Raw genomic sequence first — 23,362 nt, forward strand, 5'->3', positions numbered from 1 at the left:
GTTATCGCTCTTTCTATCCTACTTGAGCAATAATTTGCCCTATATCTTGAGGCGTTGCACCTGTTGCCAGGATTGCGCGTATTAACAGTTCAATTGAAACCGAATCGTCGCCATTTTCTGCGGCAATACGAGGTTGGCTGGAGTTGATTTTCTCAGCTAACTCTGCCTGTGTCATCAATCTTTGCCGACGTTCTTTGAGATTAAGAATGAGGGCTAACTTAATGTCAATTAGGCTCGATTCCTCTGGTGAAAGTTCTAAGAATTCCGAGGCAGATCCAATCTTCCAGCATTTATCTTCTAGACGCTTCTTTTTTGAAAGTTCCATAACATTAGTCCTATATAAATGAGGCATTACGAGACTTTCACCTTGCTGCAAGTGTCTGAGAATCACACCAGCCTCTATGCGTGCTTCTTGACTAAACCGATCGAACTTTTGAAAAGTTCGATCGCCCATTTCCTACTCAACAAACAGCCGCTACACCTAACTCTGTAATCGCCGCCTCCGGGCCCACCAAAGAAATATACGGTTCTACAAAATATTTCTTAGCAGCATCCCGCGCTTGTGAAGCTGTCACCTGTGCAATTTCTTCTTGAAATTGTTGGTCAAATGTAATTCCCAATCCCAAAATTTCGTACCAACCTAAAACTTGGGCAATTTGCGAATTAGTTTGTTTTCCTAAAGCATATTGACCGAGCATTTTATTCTTGCAAGCTTGCAATTCTTCCTCGCTTAGTTCGGTGTTGGCGAGTCGATCGACTTCTGCGCGCAATCCTTCAAAAGCAGTCGCCGTATTTTCCGGCGCAGTACCCATGTACGCGACAAACTGAGCCGTATCCAAGCGCGTCGCGTAGAGCGCGGAAACGTCGTAAGCCAAGCCCCGCTTTTCCCGCAATTCCACAAACAATCGGCTCGACAAACCGTTACCCAAATAAGTATTCAGCAACTTAATCGCTGCGTAGTCGGGATTTTTGACAGAGGGTGCGAGGTAGCCCAGCATAATCACTGATTGCTGCGTATCTTGCGCCGTAACGACCGATTGAGGGGAGGGGGACAGGGGGGGGACGCTTAAAGTTGGCAGGGGTGTTAAAGGCGCTTTCCAGTCACCAAAAGTTCGATCGATCAGGGCGATCGCATCTTCGGTGGATATTCTGCCGGCTACAGAAATAACTACATTATCGGGACGGAAATAGGTTTTGTGGAATTGTTCGAGCTCGTTTCTGGTGAGCTTTGACATAGTAGCTTCCGTGCCCAAGGGAGAGAAAGCATAGGGGTGTTCCTGGTACATCGCGTGCCGCAATTGCTCGAAGGCGATCGCAAATGGCTGTTCTTGTTGCGAACGAATTGCCGATATGGCAATGCGGCGTTCGAGTTCGACTTCAGCTTCCGGGAAAGTAGGCGATCGGGTCAATTGCGCCGCCAACTCCAAAATCTCCTCAAAATCCGCAGAAACAGTCTTCAAACTCACTAAAAAATAGTCTGTAGTAGAGTCGGCACTCAACCTCGCTCCCACCGATTCTACACGCTCGGCAATTTCCAGCGAAGACAGCCGATCGGTTCCCTTAGTCATTACCGCCGACAGCAAGTGACACAATCCTGCTTGTTCCGGCTGCACGTAGCGACTGCCGGCCCGCAGGAATATCCTAGCTGCAATAATATCTGCTGCTGGATTTTCTGCTGCTAAGACAACAATACCGTTGTCTAAAACCGTGCGCTGGATTTCATTGTTCATGGTTAATTTAGTTGGGAACTTGTACTGAGCGTAGCTGAAATATTGGTAATTGAAAATGGGTAATTGGTAATGGGTAATTGGTAATTTGTAATTACTCGATCGCCATTTTTCTATTTTCCATGTGCCTCTTGTATGATGTCATACCGGGCCGGGCCTGACCCACAACATCTAAATGTAACAACATCTATCCTGTAGGGTGCGCCCCAAGCACAAAGAACCCCGGACAAATGCCGAACATCTATCCGGTACAAAATATATTTATATTCACCAGCTTAACGATTAGATTGGTTTGAGTACCACGGCTGTATAGCGTCGGGGAGAGAGATATTGTTGAGCTAGGCGCTGGAGGTCTAATGGCCCAAATGCTTTAATCCTAGTTGGATAGCTGAGCGCTAATTCGGCAGTGGCGATCGTATTGTAATATCCGTAAAGACCTGCTAGCTGTCCCGGCGTTTCGATGGAGAAAGCAAAATCGTTGCACAGCAAACGCTTACAGCGAAGTAGTTCTACCTCGGAAACCGGCTCAGACTGCAATTCCCAAAGCCGATCGCAAATCCGAGATTCCACTTGTTCGACATCCTTCGCGTCCAAGACTGCACTGATAGTAAATAAACTCGATTCCCGTTGCAGCGAGAAAGTGCTGTCGATCGCCTCTACCAATTGTAATTCTTCCCGCAGTTCCCTGACTAAACGGGAAGTCCGCCCGTTTGCAAGCAACACCGAAAGCAAATCCAAGCCGCAAGCACTTTGCAACTGTTCAACTCCTGGGCCCGTCCAAGCCATCATCAGCCGCGCTTGTTCCAATCGGGGGAGGCCGAGTTCCTGACGGCGAATTTCTATCAGCGGCGGTTCCGCCTCTGCGGTTAATTTGGGACAATCCCACCGATCGGAAAACTGCTCGAATGCTTTCCCCGTCACATCTCTAGCCTGTTGTTCATCAATTCCCCCGACTATCACCACAGTCATATTTTCCGGCTGATAGTGCGATCGGTGGAAACAGCGCATTTCGTGGGGAGTTCGCGACATCAGCAACTCTTCGGTCCCCAATACCGATCGCCTGTAGGGATGCCGCTGGTAAACTGTTTCCATCATGGCTTGGAAACCCAGCCAATCGGGATTGTCTTGAGCTTGCCGGATTTCTTCTAGTACCACATCTCGCTCGCGATCGAATTCCCCATCGGGAATCGAAGCGCGCAGCAGCAATTCTGCCAGCGGCTGCGCTGTTTCTGCTAAATAATCGGCTGCAGCGTTGACGAAAAAATGGGCGTAGTCGTGACTTGTAGCTGCATTGGCGACACCGCCGCGATTTTCTATTACTTGGTCAAATTCTCCAGGGAGGATCGAATCCGTCCCTTTAAATATCATGTGTTCTAGAAAATGAGCCATTCCCGACCAAGAATCCGGCTCCAGCGTAGCGCCAGCCCTCACCCACACGTCTAGCGCGACCACCGGTGTGGCCGAAATCCGCTGGTGAATGACCGTTAACCCGTTGTTGAGCTTCCAGACATTGGCTGGGAACTCTAAAGCAGTGAGCAGTTGAGACAAGCTAGTTATTCTTAAACTTTAGTTAACTTCGGCTGCAACTATGGTAGCGCTTTACAGCTCTGCGATCGGGATTAATTTATACAGAAATTATCACTCAGTCGATTTGAGATTTGAGATTTGAGATTTACTGCACAGATGAATCTGGGGGCTTGAACAAGAGTCTAAAATTTTGAGCCGATCGCGACAGGAGTACGTGGCACGGTATCCGTTTTTGGGCGGAGTCTTCTGCCATTAATCCTTACTCATCAGTTATTTTTTGCTTTTTGCTTTTTTTCAAGCAGTCTCAAATACTTACCATTTTTTCGCTCAAAAGTCAATAGCTTCTGCGGGATATTAATGAATCAGTCGCGAGAAAGAGGGTGTTATCAGAATATTTCAATAAATTAAAAGATGTAAGAACACTAAAGACCTTGAGAGGAGAAACGACAGATGGTAGCTACCTTAGAAGATACCAAGCGCCAAGCGATCGCAACTAAATTAGCAGACATGAAAGCGCTGCAAAACCTTTTGATCGCCAACGAGCAATTGTTCATCAATTCCTGCAACGACTCCGAACTGGCCCAGCGCTTCCGGGATATGCTCGAGGACGATCGCAAAAACTTGGGCGTATTAGAAACCACGATCGTGCAATACGGCATTCAAGCCGAGCCCAAAGAAACCAGCACAAAAATGATTGAAGAAGTTCAGAAACTCATGGAAGGTTCTGAACTAACATTGTTTGAAAAAGTAGGTCAGCACGAACTGCTCAAACACAAACAAACAATGGCCGGCTTGTTAATTCACAAAGCCGCTCAAATAGTCGGCGCCGACATCGAAGCCGCCATTACTCCCCTCAACACAGTTAACTTTGAGAACCGCGCTCACCAAGAACAACTCAAAGGAGTTCTCGAAATTTTAGGAGTGCGCGAACTGACCGGCAAAGACCCCGACCAAGGCGTTTGGGCGCGCGTGCAAGATGCTATGGCAGCCATGACCGGCATCATCGGCGGTGCAGTTACCCGCAGCAAAGATGAGATGAACATCACCGAAATCATCTCAATGGATCACCGCAAAGTCGATACCCTATTTATGGAAATCGCAAGCACCGACGATACTCAAAAACTGCAAGAATTCTTCGGTCAACTTTACAAAGACCTCAGCGTTCACGCCGAAGCAGAAGAACAAATTGTTTATCCCGCAGTTCGCAGCTACTACGGCAATACTCAAGAACTGTACGACGAGCAAGCAGAAATGAAGCAGATGCTCGCCCAAATTAAGTCTCTCAACCCCACTTCTTCTGATTTCAAAGCCCAAATCAAACAGCTCCAAACAGCGGTTCAAGATCACGTTCGACAAGAAGAAAACGATATGTTCCCTCAAATTCGCCGCAACCTGAGCGAAGCACAAATGGAACAAATGGCTACTCAATTTAAAGCAGCAAAAAGCACGATCCAGCAAGAAATGGCTAACCTGAGCTAATTCAGCATTCGGCTAATTTTAACTCTAGCAAAACTAGAGAATAGCTAAACTGCAACCTATCAATCCCGCTCCCAACCTGGTGGCGGGATTATTGTTTTTTATAAACACACAAATCTTCAAATTCTACCGAGCAATTCTCAAAACTTATGCAACAGCAACCAGGTGTGATAAAATGTAATCCCATCCGGTGAGAGATTCTATTGTTTGTGTTAAAAATTATTCACTATCAGGGAGACAGTGGAGGGCGTGCGGTGGCTCTTGTGCGACGCCCGTAACGACCGCAACGAAGCATCAGTTGGTTTTCGCTCTGGCTGCCACGGGGTTCTGGGGGATACCCCCAGAGAACAACCCTCGCGTCGCGAATCGACAAAAATAATAAATGCTGTGAGAAAGCAGGGGACGAGTGATATCAATTCCGGTAACACCGGAATGATGGGGAGTGGGGAGTCGGGAGTCGGGGAATGTGGAATTATTGAGCTTAACTTTATCATTCCCATGCAACCGGAAACGAGATGAAGAGGAGACGCGAACACTTGCAGCGGCTGCGGTCGCACCGCCCCCATACCCCTCTAAAGGTGCGCCAGTTTTAGGCGATCGCCTTTCAACTGGCACACTAGCTTGTAAGCAGGGAAAGATGATGCCAGGTAATTAAGGGAACACCAAAGGCGATCGGTTATACAAATACAACCCGGCTGTTGAGAAGATACGTACATCCTTCAAAAATTCTGAAGTAGCACAACTGAAGGCAGAAGTTTCTCGACTTAAAGAGGAACTGGATGCGGCACAAAAAGTGATTGCCGACCTACATCAGCAAAACCAGGCTCTTCGACAAAAGGTATTAACTCCAGAAAAATGCGATCGCTTTTTGAATGAAAGTTTTCGGGTTACTTAATTTCCTTGACTAGCCGTGAACTCCAAGGACACCAGTAAAGACCTGGTAAAAAGGCTCCACCCGCTTCATCAAGGTGGTCTTCTACGTAGCCCATTTGAGCATCACAAACTTCTATCGCAAAGCTAAAGAAGCTGATAGACGCTGGATCTAATTGATAGCTCCATTTTGGATTGTAGGGAGCTGGTCTTTTTATGATTCTTCCGACTACATGGGTTTCATCTTTCTGGGTTCCATTGAGTATATTCCGGGCTTGTTGGATCTTACTCTCATCAGTGAGTTCAATAACGAATTGATCGGGGGCGGGTGGGGTTTCCAAGACAAATCTAGCAGGTGCAGCCGCGTATGCTGGAGCACTAAAGCTGATACCAAGCATACCAACAAGAGCCAATACAATTATTACTCGGCGTGTCAGATAAGTTAGTTTGTGAAAGAGATTCATGGTAAAGACCTCTACTTGCCAAAAAAATTTTACCACTCTGGTGCACTTATTATTACTGCACCATCCAATCGAGAGTCTTCAATGTGGAAACTAACTATCGCCCTCTCCTGCTTGCCTGTGGCAACCGCCTACCTCTATCAATACGATCTTTGGGCGCGTCAGCGACGGGCGGCCAAGCAAGAAAGCCGATCGCAGAATTCCACCTCACCAACTCCAAGCCCAGTAGAGCCGCGGGTGAAACCTGCCAAACAAGCAGCCCCCGAAGTTTCTGACTGGTACGTGTTTCGATAGGATAAAGCCGAGGAACCCTATAGCAAATAGCAACTCTGGGAAGTTCAGAAAATTACCGATCGCACAAAAGTTAGACGGGGAAAATCTGACAGGCAGCCCGTCGGTGAAATTCCAGAATTGGCAAAGTATCTTACTGTAGCGGAATTTGTGGTGAATGTTAGCGTGTCCAAAATAATTCAGAATTGCCCTAGTGTCTATCCCTTTGGCCGTCAAATAGTAGCCGCAGCCGTGCCGAAGCATATCCTGAAAACCCCGAGTTTGAAGTTCTAGTTTCAATCCCTGATTAGGACAATATTATTAATTAAAAAATTTTCAAACTCTGATTTAAGCGTTGGTTTCTGGCTGGCCGGAACAGGGAAGCAGGCAGTTAGAAAACAAGCTGAAGCGGGGATAGACTTTGGGAGTTATTGGAGATATCTAAAACACAATAGCGATACGTCCTTGGAAAGATGCGATCGCACTGCTGCCTTCCTAGGATTATAAAAGTTGGAAGCCCACAGTCCCCACAGGTTGTCTGCTAGAAAGAGAAGCAAGCCCAGACAAACTACTACGGAGCAGTTAAACAGGAGTTTGGAAGTTATGAACAGTTCCTTGACCCGCCCCTTGGCCGTCGTGACGGGTGCCTCTAACGGCATCGGCTACGAACTCGCCAAACAGTTCGCTCAAAACGGCTTCGATCTTCTCATCACCTCCACGGGCCCAAGTCTCAATGAAGCCGCTCTTGCCTTCGAGAAGCTCGGTGTCCAAGTCGAGACGGTGGAGGCAGACCTCGCTACATACGACGGTGTTGAAACGCTCTACAGCAAGATTAAGGCGACTGGTCGATCGGTGGATGCGATCGCGATTAACGCAGGTGTCGGTGTCGGTGGCGACTTTGCCCGCGAAACTGACCTGAAGGACGAACTCAATCTGATCAACCTCAACGTCGTCTCGTCCGTACATCTCGCCAAACGGGTAGTAAAGGATATGGTCGATCGCCGCCAGGGTCGCATCCTCTTCACTTCGTCGATCGCCGCCCTGATGCCGGGGCCGTTCGAGGCAGTCTACGCGGCGTCCAAAGCGTTTCTGCACTCGTTCTCGGAGGCGCTGCGTAACGAGTTGAAGGATACGGGTGTCACCGTCACCTCACTGATGCCCGGGCCAACCGATACCAACTTCTTCCATCGGGCCGGAATGGATGATACTAAGGCCGGTGCCGATCGGAAAGATGACCCGGCTATGGTTGCCAAGCAAGGTTTCGAGGCGCTGATGTCAGGCAAAGACAGCATTGTTGCAGGATCGCTCAAGACGAAGCTTCAGGGCACCGCGAGCAAGGTTTTGCCTGATACCGCTAATGCCGAACAGCACCGTCAACTTACTGAACCGGGGTCGGCTAATAAGTAATCTGCGCCTACAGATCGATCGAATATGCTCAGTTGACACTCTTTCAACTAGGCCGGAACTTACACATTTAGGATGGCTCCTCGGAGGCATCGTAACAGAGGATTTATGCAAATTCACCATCTCAATTGTGGCTGTATGTGCCCGATTGGCGGGACGCTCTTTGATGGCTTCAGTCGCGGGCTGACGGCGAACCTCGTCTGCCACTGTCTGCTCGTTGAAACGAATCAGGGACTTGTTCTCATTGATACCGGCTTCGGACTGCGCGATATCAAGGCGCCTTATTCCCGGCTGAGCGCATTCTTTGTCCACTTTAATAACATCCAGTTCGATCGCAAGTACACGGCGATCGCTCAAATCGAGCAGCTTGGATTTTCTGCAAGCGATGTGCGCCATATTGTGCTGACCCACCTCGATTTCGATCACGCCGGTGGTCTAGAGGATTTTCCTGAAGCAACGGTACACGTTATGCAGTCGGAAATGGATGCTGCGCACGATCGGCACGGTTTCATCACAAAAAGGCGCTATCGTCCAGGGCAGTGGGATGAAGTCAAACGCTGGAAATACTATTCGGCGGGGGGCGAACCTTGGTTCGGTTTTGAGGCAGTCCGCGATCTTGACGGGCTGCCACCAGAGATTCTGCTCATCCCGCTTAGCGGTCACACGCGGGGTCATGCGGGCATCGCGATCGACACCCCGGAGGGTTGGCTCCTACACGCAGGCGATGCCTACTTTTACCGAGACGAGATGGGTTCCTCCAAACGACGCTGCACGGCCGGACTACGCGCCTACCAGTGGATGATGGAGGTAGACCGCAAGGCTAGGTTGCTAAATCAAGACCGGCTGCGCGCATTATCAGTCGATCGGAGTAAGGGCGTGCGCCTCTTCTGTAGCCACGACGCTATGGAGTTGAAAGCGTTCGGTGGCAAGTCCAGCAGTTCTCACAACTAGACATTTCATCATTTACAAAACCTGTGCCAGTAAGACCGATTCAGGAACCCGAACTTATCCATGTTACCAACTTTTCCGACAAATCCTTGCTCTGATTTCCTAGAGACCTTTATGTCTTTTAAATGCTTGGCGTTAGTGCTTTTGTATTCATGAGCTTATATAGCAAGTCCAAATTATTTGTGCAAAAGCATCATATTTTTTAAAGTTAGGAGCAATATTTTTTTTTAAATGCTAAAAAATGAAATAGTTTCTTAACTCTGCTGAAAATTTTACAGACAGCATAAAAACCTGTAATAAAGTTTTTACCTTGTAGCCAAATACTTTCTACTGGATTTTATTCATGGCAATAAGAGCAACATCAACCACAAGTTATAGACCATTCTGACTGTGATTTACCGTCGTTTTCCCTCATTAATAGCTGCTGCATTGCTTGACCTCTATGGTAGCTAGCGCCATCCCCGATTAACAACATTTCTTGATGTGGATTCATTTTCTTTAGTTCTTCAACCAATTTCCCTGTGTTTTCTCCATTTCCCGCTTTATATGGCTTCACCATAAATTCTTTACTCGCTAGCTAGATTTAATGCACTATAATAAGTTAGCTTATCTCGTTGATTGTCCAGCTTGACTACCGTTCTTTATTGACGATCGCCCTATCAGTAGTTAAAGATATCATCGCCTTGTAAGTGACGCTCATCTCAGGCATACACTACCAGTTCTATTGGTGCTATTTCTGGCTTGTGCTTTGATAATAGCTCGCCAAGTCTAGCGTTTTTTTAAATAACTTCGGGCTGTTCCGTTGATTTTTATACGTTAGCTTTCTGACAGCTTATATTAACCACTTTTCAATATTCGACAGTAACTTTACCGCGATTTAAATATTACATCATAAATTGAGAGCGAGTATCTTTCTAGTAGTTCTAATAGATTCCGGTTTTTGGCTTGAGATAGCCACTGGATAGTTGTGGATAGCTGTTCTTTAATTAAATAGTTTTTTTAACCTGGATATTTTAACTTTCATGCGGTAATTACCCCGGCTAAATATTTTCAGTAATTTTGTGCAAAAAAAAGTTGAAACTTCTAATCGTTTTTGTATTTTTCGATAATTAAATGCTTTTAATCTAAGCTTAATAGCCTGGTTTCTATTCCAGAAAATAATGTTTTTTTTGTATGCTAAATAAAATATTGCAACTCTTCTAATTGTGCCTCTATCCTATCGTTTTTTTGCTCAGACTCGCGACTGCGGGTGCGATCGGGCACCCGCTGCTTCCGTGTTCGATCGCCTGCTGTCGCGAGTCTGAGCGTCCGCTGCTGGCACTAACTACTTCTATACCCCCTTTTTTTCTTGAATTTGAGCTGACCACTGTTCTTTTATTTACACAAACCATTCAGACGCGCTATAGGAGTGATTGTTAGCAAAACCCAGCCCTACAACATACAATTGTTTTTTGCAATGACCTACTTACAAAAGCAATTACAAGAGTATCTACCGGAAGGGCAAGGTTCTGAAACCTTACGCAAATGGGATATCACGATATATCCCTATTTGAGTGGTACTTTATTTCTCCGCAACTCCCTTCTATCCGTTAACCACAGAACCGCCATTGGGATGCAAAATTTGACCCGTCATGTAAGACGAATCTTTTGAAGCTAAAAACACGTAACTAGGGGCAAGTTCATCGGGTTGACCGGGGCGTCCCAAGGGCGTGTCTGCACCAAATTTTTCAACTTTTTCTTCAGGAAAAGTTGCAGGAATTAGAGGCGTCCAAATCGGACCGGGAGCTACTCCGTTGACGCGAATTTCTTTCTCAGCTAGACTTTGAGACAAAGAGCGGGTAAAAGCAACAATTGCTCCTTTTGTCGAGGAGTAATCTAGCAATTGTTGGTTGCCTTTGTAAGCGGTGATAGACGTAGTGTTGATAATTGCACTTCCTTCTTTTAGGTGTTTTAGAGCGGCTTTTGTGAGGTAAAACATTGAGAAAATGTTGGTGCGGAAGGTGCGCTCTAATTGTTCGGCGGTGATGTCTTCGATGCTTTCTTGGGGATGCTGTTCGCCGGCATTGTTGACGAGGATGTCGAGATGGCCAAATTCTTTAACTGTTTTTTCTACAAGATTTTGGCAGACGCTTTCATCGCCTATGTCGCCGGCGATCGCAATACAGCGGTGGCCTTGTTGTTCGATCGCCTCTTTGGTCTTGTTAGCATCTTCATTTTCGTTGAGATAGCTGATGACCACGTTTGCCCCTTCCTTCGCAAAAGCGATCGCCACAGCACGCCCGATACCGCTGTCTCCGCCGGTAATTAAGGCTACTTTGTCCCGCAATTTGTCGCTACCGCGATATCCCTCCGCGAAGGATTGAGGTTGTGGAGTCATTTGGGATTCGATGCCCGGTTGCTGTTCTTGATGTTGAGCCGGATTGGTTTGTTGTTGAGTTGGCATAAAATATTCCTCTATGTTCTACCTCTATAAATAAAGGTTTTCTTGGGGCAGGGAATCATTCTTTTTGCCGATCGCGCCCTACTACTAAAGACAGTAATTAAAGAGATAAATAAACCCGTCAGCCGAGCCCATGATTGTGGCGGGCTGGTTTATATAAATTGTGAGTTTTCCTCAAAGATTGTCGGTAAAACCCGTCCCTACGATCGAGGGGATATATTTGTTGTAGAGGCGGGTTTCACGAACAATATTTCCGGTAATTAAAGAAATCGATAAACCCGCCCCGCGAGCCTCTAATTATTGTCAAAACAGCAAAAAGCACGCCAAAACATGATTTGACGTGCAGTTTAAACAAGCTAGTTGCTAATTGCTGAGTCTCAAACTAGACACCCAACTTAGGAGTCGAAGCTGTCGAAGTTGAAACGCCCCACACTGATGCAGATTCCTCGAAAGCCTTCTTCTGAGCGTCTAAAAACGTTACGATCGAAGCCTGTGCGGACTCTTTCAAAGCGGCGAAATTATCAACATAAGCCAGACCAGGATCGTCAAGTACGATCAAGTTGTTAGTAGGGGTAACAGATTGAGCAACCAAGCCGGGGTTATTCAGAGGATCGGACTCGACGACGCTAGAAGCAGTTACCGCACCCGCATCATTACCAGTCAAATCAATGCTAGCATCAGTTTTTGTTGCCGGCGGTTTTGGCGGAGTTGCCGGCGGTCTTGGCGGCGAAGGCACTGTGTTAGGGCCAGGCACGCTAAAGCTAACCGGGTTGGGCCCAGTTGCGATCGGGAACGGGTTGGGAACGCCAGGAGCGTTGAAAACTTCCAAAACCGAGTAAGTGTCCGGCAACAAATCAGGGAATAAAGCAATCCCATCAGCTTCCGTTCTTACCAGTGGCTCAGTTGTGGGATCGTAGCTACCGTTTTTGTTCAAATCCAAAGTAAATGGGATGCCTTGCAGAGGCCCTTCGTTCGGATCTAGTACACCGTTCTGGTTATCATCTTTGAATTTCTGAACTTTCAAATCATAGAGCCGAGTGTTGCCAATCAAAGCGCAAGTAAAAGTTTGATTGGGGCCGAGAACGATATCCAGCGGTTGAGTAGTCTGGACGAAGTTCAATTGAGCGGCAGAAAGCTCTTCTCGGACGCTATAGGTACCAGGAGCCAAATTGTTGAACGCGAAAGTACCAAATCCACTCGTAGTTTGAAAGGGTTCATTTTGCTGACGCACACCGTCGCGATTGGTATCGATATAGACGATAACGCCGTTAATGAACGGTTCATTTCCATCTCGATAGCCGTTCTGGTTCAAGTCCTCGAATTTGCAACCGGTGATGTTGCTGTTCGGCGTATTGGCAAAAGTAACGTTAGCGTTTTGAGTGCTCAGAGTCACGGGAACGACAGGAGTTGTCGAAGGTGAAAAACCAGCCGGTACGACTTCCCGCACCGTGTAATTGCCCGCTGGCAAGTCCCTAAATACTCCTCTCCCTTCGACATTAGTCTGTATTTGTTGTTCTCCGCTCTCAGGAGTCCCATTATTGTTGGTGTCGAGGAAAACGGTGACACCGTTAATGGGTGCTTCACCCATAGTTGGTTCGTAGCTACCGTTTGCATTCAAATCATTGTATTTGAATACATTGATTATTGGTAGAGTGTTACCAACAGGACTATTCCCTCCCACTGTATTATTAATTCCTACAGAAGAGAAGGTCAGTGCTGGCGAGGGGTTAGGTGCTGGTAATGGAACAGGTGTGTTTGCAAAAATCGGCCGTACACCCGTTGCTGGAATAGAAACTTCTCCCGGAAGCTGTTGAACGCCGTCGAGGTTGTTGTCTATGAATTTCGGGTCTTGTCGTCGCAGCGTATAGGTTGAGTCTGCTACTAACAGCGGTTGCTCTCGGCTGATCGTACCCTGGAATCGGGCCTGAGGCCCAGGTGCCGAAACCAGAGTGGGGTTGCCAGTAGTTGCTACTGGAAGATTGAGGTTACCTGGTCTGAAATCAGTGGTATTTCCTGCTATCGCTAAATCTGCTCGGGTTGCCAGTAAAGATAGTTGGGCTGGCGACAACAAGCTTCGTGGCAGTGTTGAGTTAAAAATTTCCAACACTGGGTAATTACCCGCTCGCAAATCCTTGAAGGTAGCGTTCCCATTCTCATCGGTGAATTGGATTTTTTCTCCTGGATTAAACTTACCGTCCTTGTTCTCATCTAAAATGAACGGTACTAGACTAACAGGGGGCTCCAATGAAGTACCAACTATGTTTCGTTGGCCGTTGAGGTCTAGGTCTTGAAATTTGTTAACTACAATTTGATAGAGCGGAGTATCGCCAACTTGAGCGCAGGCAAAGGTTTCACCGGCTGCTACCGTCACGTCCAGTACCGGAACGTTGTCGGGCGGAGTGCTTTGGGGAAAATCTTGTGTTTCTAAAGGTTCTGCGTTCGGATCGTTAACTTCTACTCCGGTTGCAGAACTAACTTCTCGCCTGATCCGTTCTTCCCGAATCTTGTAGGTTCCGGCTGGTACATTAAACTGCCATCGACCATTTTTGTCTGTTAAGGTGTTCAGTTCCCCTAGATCGCGTTGGCCGTTGCCATTGGCATCAATATATATCCTGACGTTTTTAATGCCCGGTTCATTCCCATCTCTAAAGCCGTCAGCATCTATGTCTAGGTATTTGCATCCTACAATCCGGCTCCCTTGCTCGATTGGGCCGTTGCCAAAGAAAACGTTGACATTGCTGTTTCCAAGAGTGACAGCGAGGGGATTCGGAGTCGTACTAGTTAAACCAGCAGGTATTGCTGTTTCGGTGATTAAGTAATTGCCGGCGATACGATTTATGAATGAGAACGCGCCGTTAGCGTCCGTCGTGGTTGTGCTTTCTGTCGGACGATTTAATACGCCGTCGCTGTCGGCCGCAGGTTCGAGGAGAATCGGGATGTTTGCCAGGCCTGGTTCATTTGGCTGTCTGATGCCATCCAGGTTCTGGTCAAAGAACTTGATTCCTAAAATTGCCGGGCCAGCATTCCCAACCACAACTGGCTGTAATTGCTGGGCTCTGAGCTCTTGCTCTTCGTTATTTGAAGTCATGATTTCTCTCCTTCACACCTAAATCCACGTAAATTACAGACTACTGTATGGGTTGTAAGTTGCTGAGTAGTTTTTACTAATAGCTGACAACCGCTACTCGATTTTACATACGTCTGCACTTGAGGTAATGTTCCCCATCTAACACAACAATGCCTCAAGCTTTGTCGCTGGCAAGTATATCAGGTTTTGAAGAGCCCTGGCAATTTGAGGGCAACATCTTCAAGATTTGCACGCCTTCTCTGTCCGTACATACTTGCTGTTTCGAGCTTTAAAAAGCCTAAGACTGAGTGTTCCCCCCTGATATCTAGTCCGGTGGCATCGTTCTTGTTTGTCATGGTTCGCTGTGGAGGGCGATCGCATTGTCTGGGATTGCCAAGTACACAGAACCAGCACCGATCGAGCTACCGGACTTGATATGACTTGCTTTGCCTGGAAATACGCCGATCGGGTTTGGGGGAATTGCCTGATAGTTTCTCACTCACAGAGATGCTACTGCCTCTGAATATTGCACCCAATATACAAGCCAGTTTCGGAGTTGCCGGAACTTAGGCTTGAGTGTTGGAGGTTGCCAACAATAGGGTATCACGCGATTGCCCTTTAACCTCTTCGTTATTTTTATCTGCGGTTTGGGATTCCGGCCGATCGAGCTTTGTGTCACCCTACATCACCGGGAAATCTCTCACACCCATCGGCACAACCGAGTGAGCGATCGCCGAATTAATTAATTCATTTCCCTTGACAATGTGGTTGATTTCTGCATTCAGATTCAGACCGACATTCTGTTGCTCAAGGTTAGGAATATTGCCTAAATTCGCAAAAGATCCATCACTCCAAAAATCACTAATTCGATAAATATCACGACCCTGCCTCGAAAGCAAGCTATCCGCCCCAATATTGCCAGCAGGTTCCCCCGCGTAGTTGCTGGCATCCGTCCGCGGGCGGTCATTCAAGGATTTAGCCGACCTATCCTCAGTATCTCCCGTCAGCAAATCTCCCGTCAGCAAATCGATGCTGCTGGCCCGAATCTCTGCCGATACAACAACCACCGCAGGCGGGGTCGTTAGAATGAAACCCGGCGGCGGAACTTCGCGGACAACATAACTACCTACCGGAACGTTGCGGAAACTGTAATTGCCTTGAACGTCGCTTAAGGTACTCGCTTCACCCGGATCTAAACTGCTGTTGTTGTTGAGGTCGATGTAAATTTGAGTGTTGGCGATCGGCGGTTCCCCGGGATCTAGGCGGCCGTTAGCGTTAAAATCGTTAAATTTCACACCGCTGATCGTGCCCGTTACCAACACGTTGCCAAAGCTGAGATTAGTGGCATTTGTGCCGTTGCCCACGGCGATCGGAGTCGGATTTGGCGTCGTTTGTCGAAAACCGGGTTGCGGGAGTTCCCTCACCAAATAGGTGCCTTGAGACAAATTGATAAAAGAGAAATTACCTTGCGGGTTTGTTAAAGTCGAAGGTTCGTTGGGATCTGGGGCGCCGTTGTTGTTGAGGTCGAGGTAAATCGGCCAGTTGGCAACTCTCGGTTCCGTCGGTTCGTTGATACCGTTAGCGTTGAGGTCGTTGAACTTGAAGCCGCTGATGCTGCCGGTGGGAAAATTGTTGCCGAAATTGACGCCGACAGCGTTGGTATTGCCGGTAATGTCGATCGGGCCTGGATTTTGCGTAGTCTGTACCCATCCCGGTTGCTGGACTTCCCTCACCAAATACCGGCCCGGGGAAACATTCGCAAAAGTGTAGTTGCCTTGCGGGTTTGTGATGGTGTTGGGTTCGCCTGGATCAAAGCTGCTGTTGGCGTTGAGGTCGATGTAAATTGGCCAGTTGGTCAGAGGTGGGTCTGTCGCATCTCTGACGCTGTTGGCATTGAGGTCGTTGTATTTGAGACCGCTGATGCTGCCGACAAAAAAGACATTGCCAAAATTGATGTTGTTGACAGTGGCGTTGGAAGTAACATTAACCGGGCCGGGGTCAGGCGTGGTTTGGCGAAAACCCGGTTGCTGGACTTCTCTGACCACATATGTATCTGCGGGAATATTGACAAAAGCGTAATTGCCCTCAACGTTTGTCAAAGTAACAGGTTCGCCGCCATCGAGCCTGTTGTTGCGGTTGAGGTCGAGGTAAATTTGCCAGTTAGCTAGCCCTTGTTCCCCGAGATCTCGGCTGCTGTTGTTGTTGATGTCGTTGAATTTTGTGCCTGCGATCGTCCCTGCGTTGAAGTTGTTGCCAAAATTGATATTGCCAGCGTTTGTCCCGCTGGTAATAGTGATGGGTGCGGGATTTGGGGTAGTTTGGCGAAAGTTCGGCTGCTGGACTTCCCTAACTTGGTAAGTTCCCGGCGGCAGGTTGGCGAAGATGTAGTTGCCTTGCGGGTTTGTGAGGGTGGAAGGTTCGTTAAACTCTGGCTGACTGTTGTTGTTGAGGTCGAGGTAGATTTGCCAGTTGGGAATTGGGACTTCTCCGGGATCGGGGCGACCGTTGGCGTTAAGGTCGTTGTATTTGGTGCCGCTGATGCTGCCGACTTGGAAGTTCCCGATGTTGACGTTGCCGATGTCTATTTGGCGGGCGGTTCTGGTGGGATTGCTGCTGGATTCGGACATGGTGTTGCTGAGGCCCAAGGAACGCGGTTCAATGTTTTCTGTAGGGCAATCTAGCAGTTTTTTTGCCAATTGCAGCTATTTGAGAGGCATAAATTTTTTTTAGGAAAGGGAAGGGGGGAAAAGTTGTGAGTTTTGAGTTAACTGGTTTCGAGGCTCTTCCTGGGAAACAGTTAATGCCCCATGCCCAATTCCCAATGCCGAACTTCCCACTTTTTTCCAGATTTGATGTACGATCGCTACCAGTTTTGCAGAGGTCGAATTCCCAATGTCCCAAAACTTGACAGCAAGCTGGAATGACGCCCGCGAGGTTCCGAGTTGGCTCGGAGGCTGGAGTTTGTGCGGTTTATTGCTAATGGGCTCGATCGCCTCTACTCCTGTTGCAGCACAGCTACCTACCTCCGAACAGAGTAACAGCAACAGCCCGAGCGCTCAAACAGGTGCGATCGTCCGCCCCGCAATCAAATTGGGCAGCCGCGGATCGGAAGTGATCGAACTCCAAGCTGCTCTTAAATTGTTGGGCTTTTACGCTGACACTGTAGACGGGGTTTTCTCGCAAAGCACGGCTAGAGCTGTATCTGAGTTCCAAGAAGCAGCAGGCATCGCTCCAGACGCAATAGTCGGTCAAGATACTTGGAACCGGCTGTTTCCTGCGGCTCCGAGCGCGATCGTCGAAAACCCCATAGCCAACGATCCTGTAACTGCCGACAACTCAGAGATTAGTCCCGAAGCGCAGCCAACCAATTTTCCAGTTTTGAGAAGACGAATGCGAGGGCCGGCAGTCAGAGATTTGCAAGAGCGGCTGCGGGCCAAGGGATTTTTGCGCGTGAGTGCTGACGGCGTGTTCGGCCCGGCAACTCAAGCTGCTGTCAAGGCGGCTCAGCGACAATATCAATTACCCGCCGATGGCATTGTCGGCCGCGCAACTTGGGAAGCTCTGCTGCGTTGACAGCAAGCAAAAAGTGCCGGCTATGCACGTTGCGCGATCTGGCGATCGTACAAATTGTTAATAATTGGTTTCGGGAGTATTTCTGCACGTCAAAAAGTGTCAAGTTTGGTAAACAAAGTGTTTTCATGCGCGCAGTTGGTGTTAACTTAAAAACATGAGGGGCAAAACCAAGAAGCACAAAAACTTGGATAAAAAATTTGGAATTAGAGTATTTGTCCCGCTCGGCTCTAGTTCGCAGGCAACGCCTGAACCGTGTAGCTTATTAGCAAAGAAAGGTTGATATTGCGATCGGGATTTGTTAAATAGCTTGAGGCTATTGCATAAATCAAAAGTTGCGATCGCACAACAGTCAAACACAGAAGTCTGAATAGACTCCGCTAGTAGCTAACTGGCCCGCAGAGTAGTTGCAAAAAAGTCCACCTTAGTTGTAGTTTGCTGAAACTCAGCAGAGCTAAAAACCCACTTGAATCAACTTAATTTACAAATGTTTTAGGGTCTGGCATCCGATATGCTAGGCCCTAAAATTTTGTAATTTTGAAGTAGTCATATCAAATCCGTAGCATCGGAATTAATATTACCCACAGCCTGGAAACGGCAGTGCCGTTTCCCTACAATTAATCGCAGTAGGGAAACGGCACTGCCGTTTCCTCTATATAATTCCGGTGCAACCGGAAACGATATCAGTAGTTTTTGACTGTTAACAGTCAACAGTCAACAGTCAAGTAATAACTAATGACCATTTCATTTAATGTCCTCAATTCGAGCATTCAAACCGTTAGCGCTGAGCATTTGTAGCAATTCCTCAGCTTTTTCGCGTTCCCGAAAAGCACCGGCTTGCATCACCGATCGCCCGCTGGAAAAAGAGCGAAAAGCACCGGGAACGAGAGATTTCATTTTTTGTAGATCGCCCGAACTGTTGGTATCCACCACAACTCGATACCGCAAACCCAAAGCAGATGGTCGATCGAATGACGGCGCATTCTCCCGGGAATCGGGCAAAGAATTCCCCCCTAAAGCAGCGGGTACATAGCCGCCCCTTCCGAGAGGAATGTTGCGGCCCGGAACCGGCAATCTACCTTCGGAAGAAACCGCAGTCGAACTATCAAAATTGGGAGGAATAATTGATTGCTGTACCGAAATTTCCGAAACAGATCGAGAATTAGGCTCGGGCACGGGAATTGCGATCGCCCCTGGGACTACCGGTGAAGCAGCGGCATTCCTCGGAGAAAGCTCTTGCCGCAACTGGGCGCTTCGCGGTGCGGGTCGATTTTGCACCGGTCGCCTGGAAACGGGCGCAGGTGGAGAAATTGGCGGTATTTCTACTCTGGGACTTAGCCGCCCGGGAGTGTAAGCAGGGAGAGAAGTTTCTGGGCCGCCGATGCTGGGAGGTCGATCGGCCCTTAGCTCAAAAGCACTTCCCCCAATTGGCGCAGGAGGGCTAAAAGTTCCCGCCACATCAACCGAGCCCGTCGTCCGGTTGCTCGACAATTGATTGCCGTAAGCTGGGATTACTTGACCTTTGGCCGCATTGTTGACATCGTATTGACCGTTGTTGCGAATGACATTCCCCCCCGGTTCGGTCGCAGTTCCCAAATCCGGCAGAGCTCTGGCGATCGCCACAATTCCGTCCCGGCGGTTACTCTCGATATAATTGTTGCGCAGCACCGGTCTAGCATCAGCTTGCACTACCACGCCGTCCTTATTTCGAGTAATTTTGTTGCCGATCAGCAGAGGCGAAGCGTTCTGCGCTACATTCACCCCAAATCCAGTGTTTTCAAACACATTATCTCGAACTTCCGGCTGGGAACTTCCAAAAATCGTGATGCCGTTAGCTCCATTTTTCGAGAAAACATTCCCGCCAATCGTCGGCCTGGAAGTACCCACTACCGAAATTCCGTCGTGAGTGCTGCCAGAAAAAGTATTGTTGACAACCGTCGGAGAACTCGATTCGATCCACAAAGCGTAACCGCGAGAGTTGGTATTCGTGACCGTCACCCCGCTGAGTCCCGCCCCGTCTGCGCCTAAAATCGCGATATTTTGACCCGCCGAAGTCGGACTGATAAAGTATCCTCCGCCTTTGATGACAATATTCTGACCCCGAGTGTTGGGATTTCCCTGAACTGTCACGCTGGACCTGAGCATTAATGGAAATTTTTCGCCGGATTGAGCGCTGTAAGTACCGGGCGCTAGCAAAATCGCTGTCTTGGGCGGGGCCACGCTTAAGGCGTAGGTAAGGGTTTTGAACGGAGATCGATCGCTGCCGTTGCCCCCCGTGTCGCTGCCCCCGGTCGAGCTGACGTACAGTATGTTGATGTCGCTCTGCGGCGTCTGAGAAAGTAGCTGCACTCCCGGTATCCCGGCAGCGATAACTGACGGTTGATGGTTGCAAAGGGCGGTGCTGGCAAAAACGAGCAAAAGGCAAGAACTCAAACAAGATTTTTGCGATCGATTTTCTTTGCACCAGGTGTGTTGTGAGTAAATCAGCATAAAAAAACGCAACTTATCTGTGAGTCGAGTTTCGCCTCCGGTGTTTCGTGTCGGGTTTTCGCGATCGAAGTTTAAATACGCCCGCCTGTTTGGGTTGTTCTCCCTTAATCTTTGGTGTTGTTCTGCTAACCTCACGGCTCTCCTCCCAAGTGTGGTATGCAGCTTAACGATTTCACTCTCATCAAGTTTGATCTATTATGCTTCGTTTTTCTCAAATTCAATAAAACTTAAAAATTTGTCTAAATTAAATCGGTTGAAGTAAAAATTAGACCGATCGCTTTGCTACGATCTTGACCAAGAATTTCTTGATGGTACCCGCCACGTGATTTATCCGTGGAATCAATCGAAAGCATCTCAAATCTAAAATCCTCAAGCCCCCGAATTGATCCGTGGGGTCAATCCAAAATCCAAAATCTAAAATCTAAAATCGAATGAAGGCGTGGGAGAATATAGCGGTTTGACTGGTAGGATTAATTATAATTAGGGTGGTTCTGAATGACCGACAAACAAAACAGAACTTTACCGGCACAGCCAGCACTCTGCCGGATCTTAGATGCAAATTTAGATCGATCGCGCGAAGGGTTGAGAATTATTGAAGAATGGTGCAGGTTTGGTCTCAACAACGCCAATTTGGCTGGCGAGTGCAAGCAACTGCGTCAAGAATTGGCTGCTTGGCACGTCGCAGAACTTCGCAGTGCTAGGGATACGCCTGCAGATCCGGGTACGGAGTTGACTCACCCGCAGGAAGAGCAGCGTTCGAGCATTCAGCAGCTACTGGAGGCGAATTTCTGTCGGGTGGAAGAAGCTTTGCGGGTACTCGAAGAGTATGGCAAAATTTACGATCGGAATATGGGCGCGGCTTTTAAGCAGATGCGCTATCGGGTTTATACTCTCGAAAGCAATTTGCTGGCTTATCGGCGCTACCAGCAGTTACTTCGATCGCAGTTATACCTTGTAACTTCGCCGAGAGACAACTTGATGGGAGTTGTGGAAGCTGCTTTGCAAGGCGGACTGACTTTGGTGCAGTACCGCGACAAAAGCTCAGACGACGGCGCAAAGCTGGCCAACGCGCGCCAGCTTTGCGAACTTTGTCACCGCTACGATGCTTTGCTGATTGTGAACGATCGCGTGGATTTTGCGATCGCAGCCGATGCCGACGGCGTACACTTAGGACAGGGAGATTTGCCTGTGGCGGAAGCGCGCAAGTTGCTCGGCCCGGGACGGATCATCGGTCGTTCTACTACGAATGGCGAGGAAATGCAGCGAGCTATTGAAGAGGGAGCCGACTACATTGGAGTTGGGCCGGTTTACCACACTCCTACTAAACCTGATAAACAGGCGGCGGGTTTGGACTATGTGCGGTATGCTGCTGATAAGTCGCCGATTCCGTGGTTTGCGATCGGCGGAATTGATATCAACAACCTCGATGAAGTATTGAATGCTGGAGCTCAAAGGGTTGCCGCAGTACGGGCGATTATGGAAGCAGAACAGCCTACTTTAGTCACGCAGTTTTTCATATCGCAGTTGATTCGGATGCAGAATCTGAAAGCTCAGAAAGCTTTGCAGGGGAAAACCTAGTAACCGAGGACACGGCAATGCCGTTTCCCTACCCGGATATAATTGTAGGGAAACGGCATTGCCGTGTCCTGACTGTGGGTAATATTAATACCGATGCCACCGGATTTTATATAACTAATAACTAATAACTGATGATAAATCAAATTGCGCTGCAAGTTAACGGAGAAACCCGCAATTGTGCGATCGACACAACGTTACCAGAATTACTAAAACAATTGGGATTAAACCCGCGCTTGGTGGCTGTGGAGTACAACGGCGAAATTCTGCACAAACAATTTTGGGAAACCACACAGATGCAAGAGGGCGACATCTTAGAAGTTGTCACAATTGTCGGGGGAGGCTAGCCAATTTTTAGGAGTAAAAACGAGAGTTTTTCCTGCTTCTCTGGTTCTTCGTAAGCACCCAGAGTCCTTTCTCCGGGGAAACCAATTGCAAAAAGCTCTGCCTCCTGTAACTTTCTAATAACATAGAAAATCAGGAGGCAGAGCCTCAATTATATGCGTTCCCAGGCATAGCCTAGGAACGAAGAATTAAACTGCGACAGCTTCAGCCGCGGGTTCAGCCACAGGTGCTGCTACAACAGGATAAATGCTGACTTTCTTGCGAGTTTTGCCTTTTCTTTCAAAAGTCACCACACCGTCAATCATGGCAAACAGAGTATCATCTCTGCCGATACCAACATTATTACCGGGGTGAACTTTAGTGCCGCGTTGGCGGATCAAAATGTTGCCAGCTTTGACAACTTGACCGCCGTACTTTTTGACACCGAGACGCTGAGAATTAGAGTCGCGTCCGTTACGTGTACTGCCTGTACCTTTCTTGTGGGCCATAATATCCTCAACTGTATTTACTATGTTTTATTCTGAATCAGTTTCGGCGGTTTGGGGGGTTTCAACAACTGCTTCAGTTAAGTCTCTGGCTGCTAAGACTGTACCGTTGACGCTAATCGAGTCAATCATAAAGCGAGTTGTTTCTTGACGGTGCCCTTTTTTCTTCCGAGTTTTCTTTTTCGGCTTCATCTTGTAGACGAGGACTTTGCGGCCCCGGAAATGCCGCAGAACCGTTCCTTCTACACTGGCATTTTCTAGTAGAGGCTGGCCGATATGAACCTCGCCTTCGTGCTGGATCAGAAATACTTTGTCTATGGTGACTTTGGATTCAGCTTCGACGTGAAGCAGTTCGATGTCGTAGAAGCGGCCTGGTTCTACCCGAAATTGTTTGCCGCCGGTTTCAATGATTGCGTAAGTCATGGGATGGTTGTTGAGATTGCCGTACAGGTAGCTGATGAGTCTTTGGTCATTGGTCGTGGTGGACTTTTGACTGCTGACTGCTCTCCAGCTTTTGGAATGTCTTAACCTGATCCGAGCCGGATTTAGACAGACAATCTACTATTATTGCGGATTGTTGGAGTTTTGTCAAGGTAAAATGTAATTAATCTTTTCTAATTGTTAGTTTGAGAACAGATTGGTGGCGACGAACTACGGAATGCTTACAGAGTTAAATGTAGATTTTCTCGGATTCTCTCTTCTGAAAT

Annotated in this window: 21 protein-coding genes; 8 read left to right on the top strand and 13 right to left on the bottom strand. The window is 48.0% G+C overall.

The genetic code is table 11. The features are described from left to right. Positions 1-13 precede the first annotated feature (13 nt). From QUA54_RS21815 to QUA54_RS21825, 3 genes are all read right to left on the bottom strand, one after another. Positions 14-454: a helix-turn-helix transcriptional regulator gene (locus QUA54_RS21815; protein WP_333416263.1), complete on the bottom strand. Its 441-nt coding sequence runs from the start codon at positions 452-454 to the stop codon at positions 14-16. Positions 455-461: 7 nt separating this feature from the next. Beyond that, positions 462-1,730 carry a pitrilysin family protein gene (locus tag QUA54_RS21820; protein ID WP_333416264.1) on the bottom strand — a complete coding sequence of 423 codons (1,269 nt, stop codon included), beginning with the start codon at positions 1,728-1,730 and terminating at the stop codon, positions 462-464. Between the two features lie 279 nt (positions 1,731-2,009). Next, the gene (locus tag QUA54_RS21825) at positions 2,010-3,275 is read right to left on the bottom strand and encodes a pitrilysin family protein (RefSeq protein ID WP_333416265.1); all 1,266 of its coding nucleotides are present in this window, start codon (positions 3,273-3,275) and stop codon (positions 2,010-2,012) included. Positions 3,276-3,704: 429 nt separating this feature from the next. Here QUA54_RS21825 and QUA54_RS21830 point away from each other — a divergent pair, with 429 nt between their 5' ends. Beyond that, complete coding sequence (locus QUA54_RS21830) at positions 3,705-4,733, top strand: hemerythrin domain-containing protein (RefSeq protein WP_333416266.1); 1,029 nt, start codon at positions 3,705-3,707, stop codon at positions 4,731-4,733. Positions 4,734-4,979: 246 nt separating this feature from the next. Then, complete coding sequence (locus QUA54_RS21835; protein WP_333198242.1) at positions 4,980-5,249, top strand: hypothetical protein; 270 nt, start codon at positions 4,980-4,982, stop codon at positions 5,247-5,249. A 368-nt stretch (positions 5,250-5,617) separates the two neighbouring features. On the opposite strand, the gene QUA54_RS21840 is transcribed toward QUA54_RS21835, so the two are convergent. After that, positions 5,618-6,064 carry a BP74-related protein gene (locus QUA54_RS21840; protein ID WP_333198243.1) on the bottom strand — a complete coding sequence of 149 codons (447 nt, stop codon included), beginning with the start codon at positions 6,062-6,064 and terminating at the stop codon, positions 5,618-5,620. A gap of 81 nt (positions 6,065-6,145) precedes the next feature. Here QUA54_RS21840 and QUA54_RS21845 point away from each other — a divergent pair, with 81 nt between their 5' ends. From QUA54_RS21845 to QUA54_RS21855, 3 genes are all read left to right on the top strand, one after another. Further along, positions 6,146-6,355, top strand: coding sequence for a hypothetical protein (locus QUA54_RS21845; protein WP_333198244.1), 210 nt, complete (start codon positions 6,146-6,148; stop codon positions 6,353-6,355). A gap of 579 nt (positions 6,356-6,934) precedes the next feature. Next, the gene (locus QUA54_RS21850; RefSeq protein ID WP_333198245.1) at positions 6,935-7,738 is read left to right on the top strand and encodes an SDR family NAD(P)-dependent oxidoreductase; all 804 of its coding nucleotides are present in this window, start codon (positions 6,935-6,937) and stop codon (positions 7,736-7,738) included. A 105-nt stretch (positions 7,739-7,843) separates the two neighbouring features. Further along, positions 7,844-8,686 carry an MBL fold metallo-hydrolase gene (locus QUA54_RS21855; protein WP_333416267.1) on the top strand — a complete coding sequence of 281 codons (843 nt, stop codon included), beginning with the start codon at positions 7,844-7,846 and terminating at the stop codon, positions 8,684-8,686. 358 nt (positions 8,687-9,044) lie between these two features. Here the strand turns inward: QUA54_RS21855 and QUA54_RS21860 are convergent, their stop codons facing one another. The 6 genes from QUA54_RS21860 to QUA54_RS21885 all read right to left on the bottom strand — a co-directional run bounded on the left by QUA54_RS21860 (position 9,045) and on the right by QUA54_RS21885 (position 16,886). Beyond that, on the bottom strand, positions 9,045-9,242 hold the full coding sequence (locus tag QUA54_RS21860; RefSeq protein WP_333416268.1) for a hypothetical protein: 198 nt from the start codon (positions 9,240-9,242) through the stop codon (positions 9,045-9,047). A gap of 1,023 nt (positions 9,243-10,265) precedes the next feature. After that, positions 10,266-11,126, bottom strand: a complete 861-nt coding sequence (locus tag QUA54_RS21865) for an SDR family oxidoreductase (protein ID WP_333416269.1) — start codon at positions 11,124-11,126, stop codon at positions 10,266-10,268. Positions 11,127-11,505: 379 nt separating this feature from the next. Beyond that, on the bottom strand, positions 11,506-14,211 hold the full coding sequence (locus tag QUA54_RS21870; RefSeq protein WP_333416270.1) for an SdrD B-like domain-containing protein: 2,706 nt from the start codon (positions 14,209-14,211) through the stop codon (positions 11,506-11,508). 179 nt (positions 14,212-14,390) lie between these two features. Continuing rightward, on the bottom strand, positions 14,391-14,546 hold the full coding sequence (locus tag QUA54_RS21875) for a hypothetical protein (RefSeq protein WP_333416271.1): 156 nt from the start codon (positions 14,544-14,546) through the stop codon (positions 14,391-14,393). Then, positions 14,543-14,689 carry a hypothetical protein gene (locus tag QUA54_RS21880; protein ID WP_333416272.1) on the bottom strand — a complete coding sequence of 49 codons (147 nt, stop codon included), beginning with the start codon at positions 14,687-14,689 and terminating at the stop codon, positions 14,543-14,545. The genes QUA54_RS21875 and QUA54_RS21880 overlap by 4 nt, the downstream gene beginning before the upstream one ends. Before the next feature lie 181 nt (positions 14,690-14,870). Further along, positions 14,871-16,886, bottom strand: coding sequence for an SdrD B-like domain-containing protein (locus tag QUA54_RS21885; RefSeq protein WP_333416273.1), 2,016 nt, complete (start codon positions 16,884-16,886; stop codon positions 14,871-14,873). Between the two features lie 196 nt (positions 16,887-17,082). On the opposite strand from QUA54_RS21885, the gene QUA54_RS21890 reads away from it, so the two are divergent. Then, positions 17,083-17,763, top strand: coding sequence for a peptidoglycan-binding protein (locus QUA54_RS21890; protein ID WP_333416274.1), 681 nt, complete (start codon positions 17,083-17,085; stop codon positions 17,761-17,763). 741 nt (positions 17,764-18,504) lie between these two features. Here QUA54_RS21890 and QUA54_RS21895 read toward each other — a convergent pair. Beyond that, complete coding sequence (locus QUA54_RS21895; protein WP_333416275.1) at positions 18,505-20,385, bottom strand: DUF1565 domain-containing protein; 1,881 nt, start codon at positions 20,383-20,385, stop codon at positions 18,505-18,507. Between the two features lie 360 nt (positions 20,386-20,745). Between QUA54_RS21895 and QUA54_RS21900 the strand changes: the two genes are divergently transcribed. After that, complete coding sequence (locus QUA54_RS21900) at positions 20,746-21,828, top strand: thiamine phosphate synthase (protein WP_333416276.1); 1,083 nt, start codon at positions 20,746-20,748, stop codon at positions 21,826-21,828. Between the two features lie 131 nt (positions 21,829-21,959). Beyond that, the gene (gene thiS, locus QUA54_RS21905) at positions 21,960-22,172 is read left to right on the top strand and encodes a sulfur carrier protein ThiS (protein WP_333416277.1); all 213 of its coding nucleotides are present in this window, start codon (positions 21,960-21,962) and stop codon (positions 22,170-22,172) included. Positions 22,173-22,358: 186 nt separating this feature from the next. Here thiS and rpmA read toward each other — a convergent pair whose 3' ends face one another. Beyond that, positions 22,359-22,658: a 50S ribosomal protein L27 gene (gene rpmA / locus QUA54_RS21910; RefSeq protein ID WP_172190165.1), complete on the bottom strand. Its 300-nt coding sequence runs from the start codon at positions 22,656-22,658 to the stop codon at positions 22,359-22,361. A 27-nt stretch (positions 22,659-22,685) separates the two neighbouring features. Next, positions 22,686-23,078, bottom strand: a complete 393-nt coding sequence (gene rplU, locus QUA54_RS21915; protein WP_333031963.1) for a 50S ribosomal protein L21 — start codon at positions 23,076-23,078, stop codon at positions 22,686-22,688. Positions 23,079-23,362: the final 284 nt, after the last annotated feature.

Origin of the sequence: Microcoleus sp. MOSTC5 (assembly GCF_036701825.1) — a bacterium.
GTDB classification, from domain to species: Bacteria; Cyanobacteriota; Cyanobacteriia; order Cyanobacteriales; family Microcoleaceae; genus Microcoleus; species Microcoleus asticus.